The sequence below is a fragment of the Sphingobacterium lumbrici genome (assembly GCF_006476045.1).
GTDB lineage: Bacteria > Bacteroidota > Bacteroidia > Sphingobacteriales > Sphingobacteriaceae > Sphingobacterium > Sphingobacterium lumbrici.
Window position 1 is genome coordinate 67,419 of record NZ_SRZY01000030.1, and the last position, 18,247, is coordinate 85,665.

Below are 18,247 nucleotides of genomic sequence, written 5' to 3' on the forward strand. Positions count from 1 at the left end.
TTTTGGTTCTTTATTGAATAAATTTATTTGGTTTCATCAATTTCAGCAACACTCCTCTTTCATATAGGCAACTACTAAAAAGGCGTTGTGTGTTCCCAGATTACGAACGGTGTACTGCGCTATAGAAGCCGGGATTACAAATGTTTCCGCATAGTTGAATACCGTACCGTTGCTTTCCACTATTACCTCTACTGACTCCCCTTCTACCAGCATACATACATGGCATTGTCCTGCTGTAGCAATAACTGCTTCATGAGCAAACTCATATCGGTCAACAGCATAAAAATGCTCCTGATGTGTAGGGAGTTTTAATTTCCTTCCATTATCCCATTCGCTCACAACTTCTTGTTTTGAAATCAATTGGTCTGGAACATAATCACCTTTTCTGTCAAAATAAAGGTTATTAAACGCGTGGTCTATATTGATCGGGCGTGGGTTACCATTCAGATCCAGACGAAGCCAATCATACATTTTAAAGGTAAAAATGTATGGTGTACTACTAATTTCCAGTACCATATTATTTTTTCCGGACGCATGAATTGTACCGTTCGGAATCAGGAATAAATCATGTTTATTGGCCTTAAACTTCTGCACATACTTTTCTGCCTGCATTTCTATACCTTCATTTTGCGCATCAAGTAAAGCTTGTTTAAACGCATCCGGATCAATGTCCTCCTGAAAACCTAAATACACATCGGCATCCGGCTCACAATCCAAAATGTAATACGTCTCATCCTGCGTAAACGTTTCTCCAAAATGTTCCCGGATATATGCGGGCCTTGGATGGCACTGGATAGAAAGATTACCCCCATCGTAGGTATCCAGGAAATCAAAACGGATTGGAAATTCATTACCAAATCTACCTGCAGCCTTTCCCAGTAATTTAACGTTGTTCTGAAACATAAGAAAATCAAAAGAAACCTCCAGCAAGTTGGTTGTATCTCCCTCAATTACGATTCCATTTTCAGGTGTAATTAATTCGAATGACCAGGCATAATTTATTTCGTCAGGCGGTAATCCTTCTAATTTTTTCTTCATCCAGTTTCCGCCCCATATCCCCGCTTCAAACCAAGGCTTCGCTCTGAAAGGCCGCTCAAGCATAATATTCAGTGTATTTCTGAAATCATCCCCCTTCATCCAGGTAACCTCACCAATACGTTGCTCATCCACGATATAATCAAGCTTGCCAAGCAACATTTCTTTATGTTTGTTTAGCACCTGCCAGTCAACAAAATAAAACCGCTTGTACACTTGGTAATTTTCAAGTTCTTCTTTCGAGCCAAGATTCTTAATGCTTTTTGCCCGCATCCGATACTGAATTTCGTTTTTCGGAACATCCAGATACACATACTGACATGGCCAGTTAACCAGGGCAGCACCTGTTCCGTACACAATACACAAGTCCGCATTATTGTCGGGCACCAATTGTTGTACGTGCTCCACATCAAAGAAATCAATCAGATTACCCGTATATTTCTTTCCAAACACCAAATCATCACCATTTACATTAACAGCAATCATTTCATTTATTTCTTCAGGACTTTTTAAGCAGGAATCGATGGAGATCCACGCTATTTTTTTGCCATAATTATCAAAATGCCGTTGCAGATTCATCCGAAACGATTCCCATAATACGCCTCCAAAGCCATCGACTACCAGCGTCTTATGCGTCAATAAGTTTTGAGCAAGCGTCTCGTAACCATCGTACACGGTATATGGTGCTTTAAACGTTGGAACAATATTATAGCTTTTATAAGTACGCAACGAATTGCTAACTGGCAATACATGTTGCGTAGTTTTTCGTAAGGTCTGCTTAGATGCTTCCATTATAATTTATTTACTTTTTTATAAGGTTTATTTATGCGGCACTGTTTTTCTACAGCGATCTGACAACGAGACATTGTCTATATGTCCGAACATATCACGAATATATACTAGTTTATTTGAATTTCAAAGAAAATTCTTGGGATATAGCTCACGCAGAATTAAACCGGCTACCTTCCGGCGAGGCGCGATGACTGATTTGAAAGTCTCTGGTAAGGAAAACATCCTCATGATCTTAGGGTAATGTCAGTGGCTTTACGCAGGTAATAACCACTATTTTCCCTAATCCCCGACCCGTTGCGCATTATTCCTTCAAAACTGTCATCCTGAAGACAGGAAGCCTGCCTGACGGCAGTCAGGGATCTAAAAATCGGGTTATAGATGCTTCGGCTTCGCTCGGCATTAAAGCGTTTTACGATTTCATCATGCACAACGGGTTAATACCAATAAAAAAAGGGTTCAACTGCTTTTGCAGTCAAACCCTTTTTAAATCATTTACGTAAAATTTTGGGACGTGTCTTAATTCGTACTTTGTTGCACCATCTCTATCATGACAGCAATTTCTTCAACGGTCGAATCGATACCTCCCGAGAAACCCGAAATCGCAAAGCGGATATTCCCATTCTTGTCGATCACAAATTTTGCAGGAATACCTTTCACCTTAAAATCTGTAACCACTTTATTGACACCTGTTGCCGGATCTTTCAGATCCATTAACACATTAAAAGAATAATTATTATCCGTAATAAATTTCGCTGCTTTCGCAGTAGCCATTTTTTGTTCATCTTGCTCCCGGGTATGGATAAACAAGAACTCAACATCCGGGTCGTTTTTGTATTTGTTTACAGCAGCCTGCATCGCCGGGAATGAAGCTATACATGGGCCACACCAGGTAGCCCAAAAATCAACGATCACAGTTTTTCCCCTGAAGCTTTCCAGAGAAACAGGCTTTCCGTTAACATCTGTTAACGTGAATGCCGGAGCCGGTTCATTCATGATTTTCTTTTCGAGGTCTTCCTTGATTTTCTCTGTCATCGCTTTTTCTACAGTTGCCATATATTCATCAAACCCTGCATCACCTTTCACCTTTTTATACAACACTTGTAAATCTTCCTTCAGTTCAGTACCTAACAGTCCTTGCCGAACCAATTCATCTAGTTTTTCGAACGCTTCCTGATCCTTTCCTAATTTCAAGCATATTTTAGCAAGGAATTCGTTCAACCTGATCCTTCTGCTGCTATCTGTTTCGTTATACGCCTTTTGCTGATAAATATATGCTTCCTCGTAATTTTTTTCCTCATACAAAATAGTTGCATTCATATTCAACAAAACAGGGTAAAGTGAAGCCGGTCCACGGGCCCCGACAGAGTCCTTCCAGATGGTTGTGTAATTATAAGAATTGTCTATTGCTTCCTTTAGCAAACCTTTTGCTTCTTGATAATGCCCATATTTCATGAACGAACTAACGGTAATATATGCAGCCGCACATCTAGCAGATTTTGATTTCAACAAATCCATATAGAACAACGTTTTTTCGACGTTATTCTCCTGTGCAAACGCAGCGATCACAAATCCAAGGGCAATTTCGTGCGTCCCTCTTTCTCCTATTTTTTGGGCGGGGAACTTCAGCAGTTCATTATAAGCAACCTCAAGTTCCTCCCCACTCTTTGTTTTATCGATAGCTTTTCTGAAGGCAACATCTCCTGCATGGTCTGCATCAGACTTATTGTCTTGTGCAAACCCCGAAAATTGACCGCATAACGCGATCATAAGGATCGCCAGAGTTATATATTTTTTCATTTCGTTCGTTTTAAAAGAGGCTGTCTAAAAAACAACATTTAGCCTGTTTAGACAGCCTCATACTATGCTAATTATATCCCGGGATATCCCGGGGTCTGTTTCAGGTTTATCCCCACGTTGACTTCTGCTGCCGATATTGGAAAATACTGCCAGTCAGCACTCCAAACACCTCCCTTTTCGGGACACACCACATTCATTACGGCGTTCACGGTTCCTGTCCTTTTCAAGTCGAGCCAACGATGGCCCCATTCGGTGAAAAGTTCGACCTGACGTTCGTGCAAAATAGCTGTTCGTAAGCTTTCCTTGGTGGCAGCCGCAGTTGCACCCAAGCCCGCTCTCGTACGGATTGCGTTCAAATCTGTTGCAGCACCACCAACATTCCCCTGCTCTGCCCTGGCTTCTGCACGGATCAGGTATTGTTCGCCCAAGCGTAGAACGGTTGAATATTCTGTAGGCGTTCCTGCCACCAGACCAACCTTATATTTATTGGCATAGTGATACTCGTTCGCTCCTGCTGCTACACTTGCTACCCAGCTAACTTTCCGCTGGTCACCGGGCTCAAAAATATTCAACAGACGATCGCTCAAATAAACCGGATATTCCGGATTACTGATCACATTGGGTCCTGTAGCCGGAAGTACAAATATAGCTCCCTCTCCCGTATTGGCTTTATTCGGGTGTACAGTAGATCGTACAGGTTGTAATTGCCAAATCGCTTCATTGTTATTTTTAAGAAACGCATTATTCAATGGCTGCAAACTAAACTGTGCAGTATTAGCGATCACCAAAGAGGCTTGAGTTTCGGCGTTAACGTAATTGCTTATCTCGCCTGTGAGGTTACCATAATACAAATAGGCTCGTGCCAGTAACGCTGTCGCCGCCCACTTCGTTGGTCTCACTCTTTCTGTGGTAGAGATTAATAAATTAGCATCCAGGTAATTGGCACTCAGCAGCTCTTGAGCTTGCTTTAAATCGGCAATGATCTGCTGCCATACCTGTGCTTTTGGTGTTCTTCCCAGCACTGCATTGCTATTGTAGTCGGTGCTGATTACCAATGGCACATCACCATACAGATTAACCAAGTAGAAATAACTAAAGGCCCGTGTAAATAGTGCTTCGCCCAGCAATTGCTGTTTCACAGCCGGGGATAAACTTGTAGAGCCATTTAATTTTTCGACAGCTGCATTCAAATTATATAGCTGCCCATAGGTTTGTGACCAAAAAAATGTCGCAGGGGCTGTTGTTGGCGATATATTGTTGGTGTAAAACTGAAGATACGTAGTATTACCAATGTTAAACAACGTGAGCTCATCTGCCAAAAGACCACCAAATAAGTATAATGATGCAATCCCGCGATTATTGGATGTATTACCCACGTTGTCGAGGCTCATACCGGCGTACACACCCGTTATTGCCCCAATCGCCGTCGCGTCACTCGTAAAAACACTCGCATCACTCAAGGTCGACGCCGGAGGAGGAATTTCGACAAACTTGTTGCAACTGGTATTGCCTGCCACAAAAAGTAGCACAAAAGCACACATTTTCATGCTCTTTGTCCATATATCTATTGAATACCGATTGGTATAGTTCCTGTTAAATTTCATTTCTATATCTTTTAATGTTGAAATTAATTTCGTCTATTAGCCTGCAGCTCTTATAACCCTACCTTCACACCAAGTGTAATTACCTTTAACGGAGGCATCACCGCCTGAAAACTTTGTGTTTCGGGATCAAGCCCCTTAAATCGTGTAAATGTGAGCAGATTTTGGCCATTGATGTAGATTCTAGCATTGCTTACGCCTACTTTCTGTGCCATCACACCAGGCAATTGCCACGATAATGAGGCGTTTTTCAATCTGACAAAAGAGGCATCCATAAAGGCTTCATCACTCAGTGTAGCTGCAGCAAAAGGATTTAAGTTTTTCATTCCGACCTGCTGTACCTGAGTGTTATCTCCCTCCTGCTGCCAAGCTGATAGAATAGAAACAGGTTGATTAACAATCAGTCCGGGTAGATTTCCGAATCTGTAAGAAGCATTATTTCCTAGCTGATTTACAAACTGGAAAAAGATATCCAGTTCAAAATCTTTATAACTGAAATTGTTTTGAAATCCGCCATAAAATTTAGGATTGATATCAATAATTTTGGTTAAATCAGCCGGATTACTCGGATTAGGTTTTAGCTGACCATCCGCACCGATATATTGATAAACCCCGGTAGTAGGATTAACCCCCGCGAAAGCTGATGTTTTAATGATGTTTACAGGCTGCCCTATAATTAGCCTATTGGCATAAGAAGAGGTTTCCAAATTAGGAAAAGCTATCAATTTATTCTCGGGAATAGTCAGGTTAGCTGAACTTGTCCACTTAAATGTATTTGATTTCATATTGATGGTATTCAACGAGAATTCCCAGCCTGAGTTTTGTATCGTAGCCGGAAAATTTTGGGTAATTCCTGAAAAACCAACGAATACAGGTAAGGCATAATCAAGCAATTGATTGGACGAACGATTCAGGAAATAATTCGAGTTGAATAATATCCTGTCTTTTAAGAAACCCAAATCCAACCCAATTCGAAATTTATTAGTCGATTCCCATTGAATATAGGGATTAGACAAGTTATTAGCTCTAAATCCGGGTATGCCCTGATAGTTTACACCAACATTCGGAACGTTGACATAGTTCGCAAGATATAAGTAGTTCGGGATTTGATCATTTCCGGTTATACCATAACTGCCCGATAACTTTCCATGGCTCAATACAGGAAGTATTTCTTGGATTAATTTTTCTTCAGAGAAAATCCATGCACTTCCTACACTCCAAAAATTATGAAATTTATTTTCAGACCCGAACCTGCTACTTCCATCACGGCGAGCGGTTAGGTTAAGAATATATTTGTTATCCCAATTATAATTAACACGTCCAAACATAGCATTATACCTGTAAATCGACTGATTTGTGCTAGCCGTAACAGTTGCCCCCGTAAGGCCGAACAACAACTCATCAGACGGATAACCGGATGCATTTATCGTATTTCCAAACCTGTTGTTGCGTTGAAATGTACCTCCGATTATGGCGCCTAATTTCCCTTTTCCAATCACCTTGTCATAGTTTAACTGCGGCTCAATGATCCAGGAATTCGTACTGTGATTCCCAAATACTGAGCTTCTTGGGACAAGTGATCTGTATTGTGGGGGTACAACTGTTGCAGGAGTCGTCCTGGTTTCGTCTAATTGATGCAAGGTATAGCCAAAACTACTTTTTAAAACCAACCCCTTAGCAATCTGATAGCTTAAAACTGAATTACTGATCAGATTTTGGGTTTTTAACAGGCTTTTTCCTTGTATCGCAGCAAGCGGATTGTCCCATGTTGAAGATCCATCTGCAAGTGGTGCCCAGTTGATGGTACCATCGCTATTATAAATTTCCGGAGCATTAGGAGGCAAGGTCATGGCTAGAGCAGTGAAATCAGTTGTCGGCAGATCATTGTAGTCGTACTGATAACTTCCGGTCAACTGGAACTTAAACCTCTTATTCATTGAAGTGTTGGTAAGGGAGAAATGCACAGAAGCCTTCTCGTCGTAATGGCTGGTAGGGAATACCGTAGTTTCCCGGTGGTATCCTCCACCTGCAATAAACTGGGTATTGGTATCTCCACCCGATATCGACGCTTGCAGGTTGGTATATTTAGCTGTACCCCCTATCAATACTTCTTGCCAATCGGTATAACGCGATTGGTCCCATGTTCCATTAATATCATATTGGCTGGGCATCAGAGCGTTTTGTACAACGACATCCGGAAGTCCGGTATTTTTCATCGCTTCATTTCGCATCGCCAAATATTGTTCCGTATTCATCAGATCTAATCTATTGGCTACCACACCTAGGCCATGTTGAAAATTAAAGACCGCAGCGGTTTTCCCGGCTTTACCCTTTTTGGTGGTGATTAAAATGGCACCATTCGCTGCACGGGAACCATAGATCGATATGGCATCCGCATCTTTTAATACAGAAATACTCTCGATATCCTGTGGATTAATAAATGCCAAAGGAGATGCCGGTGGCCGAGGTGGCATGTTCTGACCATTATTGATATTGATTCCTCCCCCCTGCTGAACGGCATTATTCGGTGTGATGACATCGATCGCGTAAGGGACACCATCTACTACATATAACGGAGTTGTACCTCTACTTATACTATTCTGACCATGAATCTGTACCGACACACCACCTCCGGCCAGGCCACTAGCCTGCTTGATCAACAGGCCGGGTACACGTCCCTGCAAAGCCAGGAGCGGATTAGAAACAGGTTGGTTCTCGATTGTCTTAGACGAAACCGTCGCTACGTTACTGGTACTTAACCGCTCGGTTGTTTGACCATATGCAATTATCTGCACTTGATCCAGTTGACTAAAAGCTACCTCCAGTTTTATTTCGCCAAGTTCTTCGGCAGCATTAAGTTCTTTTTTCTGATAACCTAAAAAGCTGACAACAATTAGAGCCTTCTGATCTACATTTTTCAGGGTAAAATAGCCTTGCGCATCACTTATCGTTGAGTTAGCACTGCCTTTTACCGTGATCGTTGCACCAGATATAGGCTGCCCGGTTTCATCCATTATCCTACCATGAACAAGAATCATATTCAGGTTGGACGCAGGCTTCGCCTGAGATAAAACAGTAGCTTCCATCGCTTTAATCACCACCGTCTTCTCTACGATCTTATAGGCTAAAGGAGTGTTTTTTAAACAAGCCTCCAGTGCCTTTTCGATGCTAACGTTACTTACATTAACATCTACGTGTTGTCGGCTGAGGTCGATATCACCCGTAATAAATACGTAGCCCGTTTGTTCCTTAATGGATTTCAAAACGCTAGATAGGGATGCACGCTGTGCATTAAGGGTAATTTGACTATATCCTTTGGCACTTACCTGAACAAGGCCTATCATTAACAGGAATGTTGTTAGTTTGATCACCAATATAATTTGTTTAAGCGGCAACTGCCTTGCATACCGCATTGTTATACAATTAGTAGTAAATTTCATTACATTTGTAAAGTTTGGGTTAAGAATTAAACTCGTTTCGTCAATAAGTTTATCCCGATACTTTATCGGGAAAGGGTTAATCCAACATGTAACCGTAGCAGTGCTCCAACACTTCTGCGGTTTTTTTGTTAACCTAACCGATTCTTCAATTTACGTTCTTAGCAATGTTTTCATATTTAGCTTCATTTAATGGTAATTGATTAGATATTTTAATTAGTTTTATTGGTCACAATGATCTTTTTTCCTTCGATCCTAAAGTTGACGTTCAGGTAGCTGAGCACCTCGAAGACCTGGGATGCCTTCATATTTCTGTAAGCCTCTCCATTGATGGTCATACGGGGAATGTTGCCTTCATACACCACATCTACGTTATACCACCTGGCGATCTGATTCATGACATCCTTCAGATCGGATTTGTTAAAATGGAACAATCCATTTTTCCAGGCAACCGCCGCCTCAATATTAGCATCATTTTGTATCAAAATTTTATTATTCACCTCCGGATAACCTACAGAAGCCTGCTGTCCCGGGTAAAGCAGCCCGCTTTGTTCACCACAGGATAATTTAATACTTCCCTCAATAAGGGTGGTTGTAATCACCGGTTCATCCAAATAAGCATTAATATTAAATGCTGTACCCAGCACTTCTACTACCTGTTTTGAAGTAAATACGCGGAATGGTTTTTGGGCATGATGAGCCACCTCAAAATAAGCTTCTCCGCTAATCAACTCTACTTGACGTTCATTCCCTACAAATGTCGCTGGAAACCTGAGTTTTGATTCGGCATTTAACCACACTTTGGTTCCGTCCGCCAATGTGATCTGATACGTACCCCCTCTTATTGTCATTAAAGTATCATAGCGAATCTCAGTGCGCCCCTTATTGCTCAGGTCTACCCGGTAATCAAGTTGTCCGTCCGCCTGCTTAGTCACCAGTACATTCTGATGTTCAGCAATGGTGCCATTCGGCAAATCTGTCAGATTGATTTTACGACCTCCTGAAATCAGTACCGCGTTATTTCCACCCGGTAACAAATCCTGTTGCTGAACTTCAGCAAGTTGTTGGTCAGTTTTTTTATCGAGTACGAAGTACCCGGTGACTGAAATAGCCATGACGATAGATGCAGCAACTGCAATACGTAACCACAACGACCTAATCCCTTTTTTATCTGTATCTGCTATTTTCTCCCAGATTGCCGATTCGATCTGTTCTTCTATCAGTTTCTTTTCTTCCGTCCGCAATTTTGCAATAATATCCTCTTCATCTTCAAAGAAAGCATAATAACCGTCAATGAATTTGATTTCCTCAGGAGTTGCATTGCCCTGAAGATATTTTTGTATCATGCTTAATAAATCTTTCCGATTGTTGTACATATCTTTTTCCAGTGTCCTTTAACTGATATGTACCGGAATATTGAAAATGTACTAAGGCTAATAAAAAAAAATTTAATTTATTTACGTCATCATAGAAATGACCACAATTACAGACAGCGAATGTGTAAGCCTGGTTCGCAAACTTCGGGAAGCAGTATAGATTTGAGACTGCACAGTATTTTGGGAAAGCCCCAGGCGATTCGCTATATCTCGTGTCGAAAGCTCTTCTTTATAATAAAGCAAAAATATCTGACGCCTTCTTTCGGGGAGTGTTGCCAGCCACAAATTAATGATATGCTGGATTTCCTTTTCCTTTAATCCATCATCCGCTCTAATTGGCGAAGAAATAATTTCTTCGAAACTGTCGAGAAATAGCGCCGATTGGGGCTGACGCGAAATTTGTTTATACAGCTGAAACTTTACAGCCGTATGCAGATAGGCCGGCAAATTATCTATCGCTGTTTTATCGCGCCTTGACCAAAGGTCTGTAAATACATTTTGAACAATATCCTGACACTGTTCCCTATCTTTTGTTCTTTTAAAAGCAACGTTGTAAAGAGAGGACCAATACCGCTTATAAATTTGGGTAAAGGCCACCCTGTCATCTTGTTTAACAAGAAGAATAAGTTCTTTGTCCTCTAAATCTAAATAATCGTTCATAATCTAGATATAATAACGAATCAAGGGTATCTCTTGAAATCTCCTCAAATTTCGCTGCTCGATCGGATAAAACGAATATACCATAAAAAATGTTAAATAAAATCCAATTCTATTTTTATTTAAAAGCATATCCTGTCTACGAAAACATTTTGAATGAATCGCAGACCTCCTTTTCCCGGTATGGTATGTTGTCCGGAAATTTACGAATTAACGGGAACACAAAAAAGGGTGTCCATACTTTTTTTATACGAACACCCTCTTTCTATGATTTATTTTACACCACTTTATTCGGCCATAACAGCAAATTCAGCCCCCGATGCAAAGTCCTGTCCGTTTTGCGAGCTTAACGCCGTAAATCGGATAAAACGCCCTTTGACGGGTTTATTCAGTGTAACCGATTTAGGCTTGGAATTATTTTCAAATTTGCCCTCCGCAACAGAATCACTCCAATTCTTCCCATCGGTACTCACCTGTAGTTTATATTCTTTGATGTTGCCATTGGGACCGTCCTGTCTCGGTGTAAACGTAAATCCTTTGATTGTTTTCACATCACCTGCATCAAAATCCACCCAGTGCGGGTATTGTGCCACTGTTACCGAGTACATCGTATGCCATATCGTCGATACATCGCCATCAACCAGATGCGACGCATTCCCCTCTCCTCGTTCTTCACTAGAAGAGAAAACAACTGTCATCGGAATACTTTCAATCTTCTCAAAATCAAATGCAACGGTTAACTTTTCGTTCTCTTTGAGCCAAGCGGTAACTTTCCCTCCATTACGCAGGTTGAAAGGAGAAGTATATACGCGTGGCTTGTCGTTACCTATAACATAATAGATCGCTGCATCATCTTTCTCTGTAGAGATACTGATATCTCCATTACGACTGCGCGACATCGTCAAGGGTCTGTCGCCTGCAGGAGAGACAGCTGCTTTGGCCGTACAATCATTTCCCTTAACGGGTCGGATGATAAAGCCAAAAGTGTGCGCGTCCGCTTTTACGCGATCTTTTTCCAAAGGTGGGCCTTGACCGCAGCTATTCCCGCCCAGTCCGGTTACGGCAGCATTGAGGTATAAATGCGTACCCGTGCTTTTGGGCAGTTGATACGTATGAGGAGCCAATGTCATCTCCAGTTCACTCCATGGCAATGCTGAAGTCGCCATCTGCTTGTTGGCAATAAAAATGGCACCATTACCCGAATCGTCTGTCAACGAACTCCAACGTACTTCCTCCCTGTTCCCTGTACTTTGTGGATTAGGCCAGGCTACATACTGCTCCTTCACCGTACTCTTGTACAATTCGATGGATTGTGCTGTTTTACGATCTGCGTAGTTGTTTACCGGTCCACGTCCGTAATACTGAAAATTGCCATATTTCTCCGGTACTTGTAATGCATATCCAATATGTGGCAGTGCCAGCGCGGCATTATTAGAAGTCACACTTGATTGCAGTTCAATAGATCCATCGGCATAAACGGTCCAAATCTGATTGGCAGTAAATTTAAAATCTGCGCCACTAAACGGCCTGTCCGTGTGCTCGGTGATGGTATAAGTTCCGGTACTCCCTCCACGTATAGTCGCACCATTTGGCGCCTGAGACTCCACGCTAAACGATAAAACCACTGAACCATCCGGTTTGGTATATGTGTTAGTCGAAAGGGCTTTATGCTTCAGGTTGTGAAGACCTTTTTCGAACCACTGCTGATAAGCCCAGTTATCGTTGTCTAACGGCGCTCTTAACGCATCCAATTTAGGACCTTCCCCGTCACGGATAATTTGTTCGTTGCCATACATCAAACTGTAAATCGTACCGGTCCGGGTATCAAATCTTACTGTAAATCCGTCACCCTTAATTGTTTTAAAATCACCTTCCGAGCTGATTTGGATTGTTCCTCCTTTTGCTACTGCAGCAATCAGCGGCTTATTCTCCGCTTCTTTCACGAGCAATTGTTCTTCCATTTGCACAAAGCCTCTTTCAGCCCAAAACTCATCCTTAGCTAGTAAGAATTGAATTTTCACAAAGTATTCAGACTGTGGATCCAATGCCGAAAAATCAAACGGTATGGTGTACTCCTTGCGTTGACGGGCTCCTGTGAAATTATTATCCCCGGCAAACGTGGTGCTTTTCTCTATTTCGATTCCATCTTTATACAAAGACCATTGCATCGTATAATCGCTTAACGGAACAAAATAATTCTTATTGAATACCTCTATCTTTCCTTGTTTTATATCTACAGCACGTACCCCTACATTTTGATACACCTTTTTTACCTCATAATAATGTGGTTTCGGGGTCATATCCGCGAATATGAGTCCGTTCATCACAAAGGTACCGTCATTCGGCTTGTCACCAAAATCTCCCCCATAAGCCAGGTACTTTTCGCCCGTCACCTTATCATAATAATACATCGACTGATCGATCCAATCCCAGATTGCACCACCCATAAAGAAATTCGTTGATTCAATCGCTTCCCAATAATCGATCAGATTACCCGCCGCGTTGCCCATGGAATGGGCGTATTCCGAAATATGAAATGGATATTTGATCTTATAGGTTCCTTTCACCGCTCCACGCACCCAATCGATTGAAGGGTACTGGTTTGATCCCATATCGACAATACTATTATTGCGTTCATACTGCACCGGGCGCGATGTATCAATCTGTTTGATGGCTTCGTAGGCTGCCACAAAATTCTTCCCCGGCCCCGCTTCATTACCCAAAGACCAGATAACGACCGACGGATCATTGATTGTCGCATGTACCATTTCCACATTACGTGCGACGTGCGCATTTCTCCATTCTATAGGATGCGAAACAGAAGCCTCTCCATAATAATATTGGTGACTTTCTATATTCGCTTCATCTTCCAAATAAATACCGTACTTATTACACAGGTAATACCAATATGGGTCGTCCGGATAATGCGAATTACGCACATGGTTAATGTTAGCACGTTTCATCAACTTGATTTCATGTTCCATTTGTTCACGGGAAAGCACCTTCCCGGTTTCCGGATTTGTTTCATGGCGATTTACGCCTTTCAGCTTCACGGCTTTACCATTGATATAAAAATAGCGGCCCGCTAGTCCAAATTCATCGTCTTCTGCCTTCGTATCTTTAATCTCTACTTTACGGAACCCGACAATCACCGAAACGGTCTCGACCGTACGGTTTTTATGATCCTTCAGCTCGCCGATTAAGGTATAACGGTACGGACGCTCTGCCGACCACTTGTGGGGAGCGCTAACCGGAAATGTTATTGCTGTAGAAGCAGAACCTCCTGCTTTTATCTCTTTCGCAGTAGCCACTACAACAGCTGATCCTACGGCAGTATTATTGTCACTATACAATTCATTTGCATAGAGACTGTACACCATTTTATAGCCTTTTGCGTCCTTCTTATCGAGGTTTCGGATATCCGCTTTGATCTGTAATGATCCATTTTCATAATTCGCATCCAGATCAGGAATAGCGATCAGATCCCGAACGTGAATTTTAGGTTTTGAAGTAAGGGAAACCGTACGGAATATACCGGGAAGCCGGAACATATCCTGTGCTTCCAAAAAAGAAGCATCCGAATTCCGATACACCTCCACCGCGATCGTATTCTCTCCGCTTTTATTCAGATAGGATGTGATATCAAAAGAAGCCACATTCCGGGAGTTCTTCGAAAATCCTACATATTTTCCATTTATCCATAGATAGAAAAAAGAATCTACCCCATCAAAGTTGACAAATATTTCCCGCCCGTCCCAGGAAGAAGGAACGGAAAAAGTACGCCGATATGATCCCACCTCATTACGGTAGATATACGTTGTCCAATGCTGCGGTGGTGTCCGCATTACACCGCCACGCCAATCGTCCACTTTTACACTATGTTGAAAAATCACGGGCTGATTGACATAAATAGGCACACCATATTTCAATGCCGCATCTTTTTGGATACCGAGAATATTCCAATTCATTGGCACGGGCACATCATCCCAAGAAGAAACATCCAATTTAGGATCGAAGAAATCTTTCGGGCGTTCCTCAGGAGTTTTTACCCAATTAAATTTCCATGTTCCGTTGAGCGAAATCCAATATTTACTGTTTTCAGGCAATACTTTGCGCGCATGCGCCATATCATCAAATGAGAAAAAATAAGCTCGGGGCTGTTCTTTATTCAAAGATAAATCTTCGGGAGATTCCCACTCCTTGCCCGAAGGAGCTGATTCATTTCCATAGCGGAAACCTGCTAATGCTGCTACATCATGCTGGGAATATGCTGAAAACGATATCGGTAATAAGATAGTTACTAGATACGTTAGTCGTTTAGGTATTGATTGTATCATATTTAATAATTAAATAGAAGGTAGATTGCAAAAATAAAAGCAATACGCACAATTACAACACCCTTCCTTCAATCATTCGATTGCGTAAAATAGTTATACTAAAAAAGATACAATGAACAGCCGCTGTGCGTTATTGTTTTTTTTTCGAATTTATATCCCATATATCCAAAATAACTCCTACGTTTGATCCAAGATTTTTTAAATTAAAATTTAGCAAATAAGGGTTACTATTTGAATTTTAAGGTATTAATAAGTGAGTAAGATAAGACAGATATTACCAAAAGAGATATCGGACCTTGAGATCATTGCGGGCGTCGCAAAAGGAGAGAGTAGTGCTATAAATACGATCTACACTCAATTTTTTCCTTCCGTTGCACGCATGATCGTCAATAATAATGGTTCGGATGAGGAAGCGAAAGACATCTTTCAAGAGGCGGTAATGGTACTGTATGACCGAGTTACTCAGCAAGATTTTGAGTTAAAAAGTAAGCTCAAGACATTTTTATATGCGGTTAGTAGAAGATTATGGTTAAAGCAACTTAATCGAAAAGGTTCCTCTACCAATACCTCAGATATTTCAGATTATGAGGATCTTCTCCATGTAGAAGAAGATATCGAAAAACATGTAGAAATTGAGAGCAAATTTACACAAATGGAAAGTGCGTTAGAACAGCTGGGAGAACCCTGTAAAACCATTTTAAATGACTTTTATATTGCGAATCTGTCGATGCAGGAGATCTGTGAAAAGTTTGGCTATACCAATACAGATAATGTGAAGACACAAAAATATAAATGTCTGCAAAGACTTAAAAAATTGTTTTTTAATAATAAGAATTAAAAATAAATAGCGATCATGAGTAGTATGCGAAGAAACGAGTTTATGGATTGGGCAGATCAATATTTGCGGGGAGAATTATCTGTAGACGATCGTTTTGCTTTTGAAAAATTTTGCCTGGATTACCCCGAATTCCATCAAATTTTCGAAGAGCACAAAAGATTCATTTCTTCCTGGAAAGAAAATGAGCGAAGAGGCTTATTCAAAAAATCACTACACCGGGAATCTTTACATCATCAGGCACCTGCAAAAAACGATACGGCTATCATCAAGATTTGGAAAAAATTGCAGATGAATGCGGGAGTTGCTGCAGCCGTGGCGTTGATCTCCGTCTTTTCGACCTTGTGGCTCACAGGCTACTTTACCAGTATCAAAAAAGCCTCTTCGGATTATAGTGCTTTACGCCGTGAGATGAATACCGTAAAGAAGAATGTGAATGAGCAAAATAAGGCGATCCAGAATATCAACAACGGAAAAGATAAGATCCCGACACCGATACATTTCGGGGCAACAGGATTTATGCTAACCAAAGACGGCTATGTTGTCACAAACTATCATGTTGTAAATGGTGCTGATTCCGTACATCTGCAGAACAATAAAGGTCAGGCGTTCAAAGCGCAGATTATTTATTCTGATATAGAAAAAGATATAGCCATTTTACACATCAGCGACAGCACATTTAAAGCCGCTAAAAGTGTTCCTTATACGTTCAAAAGACAGATCTCTGATATTGGCGAAGACATTTTTACAATTGGGTTTCCACGGGATGAAGCGGTGTATGGTCAAGGCTATTTAAGTTCCAAAACCGGATATGCAGGAGATACCATCGCGTACCAAATTTCAATCCCGGTTAACCCTGGCAATAGTGGTGGCCCGGTGTTGGATAATCAGGGAAATATCATCGGTATTATATCCGGTAAACAAAAAGGTATTGATGGTGCTGCCTTTGCGATCAAAACCAAAGAACTGATCGAAACATTAAATCGAATCCCTGCCGATTCATTAAAAGGAAATGTGGTTTTGAACACCAAAAACACATTGTCGAACTTAACACGAACTGAGCAGATTAAAAAGATACAGGACTATATTTATATCGTGAAAGTATATTAATTTAGTTCTTTTGCACATTTCCTTATAAAAGACTCCGTCTAAAAATTGAAGTAAAACTGTATAAATTGTCATCCCGAGGCATGCCGAAGGATCTAAAAACTTGAATTATCCGGATAGATTTAGATCCCTCCGGAGTCGGGATGACAATGGTATTAACATTCAGCTTTTTTTATTCAACAATCAGATTAATGCCCGCCATACTGGCCTTATACTTTATTTTTTCAATCAGGCCATAATAACTCCAGTTACGCAACAGGAACTCATCCTCTTTGGCTACCTCTTCTTTATTCGTTTGGTTCACCAGTAAAAGTGTGCCCGCCTGCGATTTCACACAGATATCTATCAACCGGCGACTATACAAGTGCAAACGGCTATTTACATAGTTCTTTTCTTTTTCGCTAAAATGCTCAAGGCTTTTGAGTTTTTTCGTTCTTCCCTTCCCGCTTTTATTAAAGGCAGAGGCTTTCTGAATGCGATGTCTTGCCGCCTGTATGGCCATCCGTCTATACAGGAATTCCTCTTTATTGCCGATCTGAAAATTATCCTTATCAATATTGACTGTAATCGGATGTTCTACGGAAAGAGAAGCTTCTGCTATGACATGATCCTTTAGATCGTGCTGTTTCTTGGGTAATTCCAACGCGATAAGCAGGAATATCTTCCCCTTAACGATCTTAATCGAACTTGCACAGACCTTTATCTGTCCAACCAATGCACGTTGCAGCAACACACGTTTATCCGAGCGATCCTTGCCCAAATAGGTACGGAAGGGAATCTTAAATAAGCTGAATTTGAAATCCCTATCTTTGTCATCATTACTGAATTTAATCTGAACACCTGAGAATGGAATGGGCACGTCCTTTTTATAATTACGAAGCGACTTCTCCCCTTTCCAGTATGCCAGTCGATCGGCGTTGAAGTTCTTAATCAACGTCATATTCATATTCGAAATGATATCCGCAGGCAATTTGCCTTTAAAGTAAGCGGACAGCACCCGATAAGTCGTGTTCATCCGTGAAGTGTTTAGAATACCGTCCGGATCTTTATTGTTATCTGCTAATTTCACCTTCACATCGTCCCGCAGGTAGATCAGGTCTTTTATATTTTCCTGAAGATACTGATGCGTCAGCACCATATTCGAGCCACGGTAGACCATATCCTGCCATTCGAATAATTTCTTAAAATATTCCGCACGTTTTTCCTTCTCATCGCAGTCGACGTAAATCTGTACTTTGCGGGTTAAAATAATCGTATCATTTGCCATAAGTCC

General features: G+C 41.2%; 10 protein-coding genes. 2 read left to right on the forward strand and 8 right to left on the reverse strand.

Features of this window, described 5'->3' with window-relative positions; all coding sequences use genetic code 11:
* Positions 1-42: 42 nt before the first annotated feature.
* The 7 genes from E4F24_RS12135 to E4F24_RS12165 form a co-directional block, all read right to left on the reverse strand.
* Positions 43-1,827: a class I mannose-6-phosphate isomerase gene (locus E4F24_RS12135; protein WP_235891223.1), complete on the reverse strand. Its 1,785-nt coding sequence runs from the start codon at positions 1,825-1,827 to the stop codon at positions 43-45.
* Positions 1,828-2,343: 516 nt separating this feature from the next.
* A complete protein-coding gene (locus E4F24_RS12140; RefSeq protein WP_140939135.1) occupies positions 2,344-3,624 on the reverse strand; it encodes a TlpA disulfide reductase family protein in 1,281 nt (426 codons plus the stop codon).
* A gap of 71 nt (positions 3,625-3,695) precedes the next feature.
* Positions 3,696-5,228, reverse strand: a complete 1,533-nt coding sequence (locus tag E4F24_RS12145) for a RagB/SusD family nutrient uptake outer membrane protein (protein ID WP_140939137.1) — start codon at positions 5,226-5,228, stop codon at positions 3,696-3,698.
* A 50-nt stretch (positions 5,229-5,278) separates the two neighbouring features.
* Complete coding sequence (locus tag E4F24_RS12150) at positions 5,279-8,569, reverse strand: SusC/RagA family TonB-linked outer membrane protein (protein WP_181182465.1); 3,291 nt, start codon at positions 8,567-8,569, stop codon at positions 5,279-5,281.
* A 305-nt stretch (positions 8,570-8,874) separates the two neighbouring features.
* The gene (locus tag E4F24_RS12155; RefSeq protein ID WP_181182466.1) at positions 8,875-10,008 is read right to left on the reverse strand and encodes a FecR family protein; all 1,134 of its coding nucleotides are present in this window, start codon (positions 10,006-10,008) and stop codon (positions 8,875-8,877) included.
* A 111-nt stretch (positions 10,009-10,119) separates the two neighbouring features.
* Positions 10,120-10,698 carry an RNA polymerase sigma factor gene (locus E4F24_RS12160; protein WP_140939142.1) on the reverse strand — a complete coding sequence of 193 codons (579 nt, stop codon included), beginning with the start codon at positions 10,696-10,698 and terminating at the stop codon, positions 10,120-10,122.
* 284 nt (positions 10,699-10,982) lie between these two features.
* Positions 10,983-15,032 carry a glycoside hydrolase family 2 TIM barrel-domain containing protein gene (locus tag E4F24_RS12165; protein ID WP_140939144.1) on the reverse strand — a complete coding sequence of 1,350 codons (4,050 nt, stop codon included), beginning with the start codon at positions 15,030-15,032 and terminating at the stop codon, positions 10,983-10,985.
* A gap of 253 nt (positions 15,033-15,285) precedes the next feature.
* On the opposite strand from E4F24_RS12165, the gene E4F24_RS12170 reads away from it, so the two are divergent.
* Positions 15,286-15,870: an RNA polymerase sigma factor gene (locus E4F24_RS12170; protein WP_140939146.1), complete on the forward strand. Its 585-nt coding sequence runs from the start codon at positions 15,286-15,288 to the stop codon at positions 15,868-15,870.
* A gap of 15 nt (positions 15,871-15,885) precedes the next feature.
* Positions 15,886-16,977: a S1C family serine protease gene (locus E4F24_RS12175; protein ID WP_140939148.1), complete on the forward strand. Its 1,092-nt coding sequence runs from the start codon at positions 15,886-15,888 to the stop codon at positions 16,975-16,977.
* Positions 16,978-17,146: 169 nt separating this feature from the next.
* On the opposite strand, the gene E4F24_RS12180 is transcribed toward E4F24_RS12175, so the two are convergent.
* Complete coding sequence (locus E4F24_RS12180) at positions 17,147-18,241, reverse strand: hypothetical protein (protein ID WP_140939150.1); 1,095 nt, start codon at positions 18,239-18,241, stop codon at positions 17,147-17,149.
* Positions 18,242-18,247 lie beyond the last annotated feature (6 nt).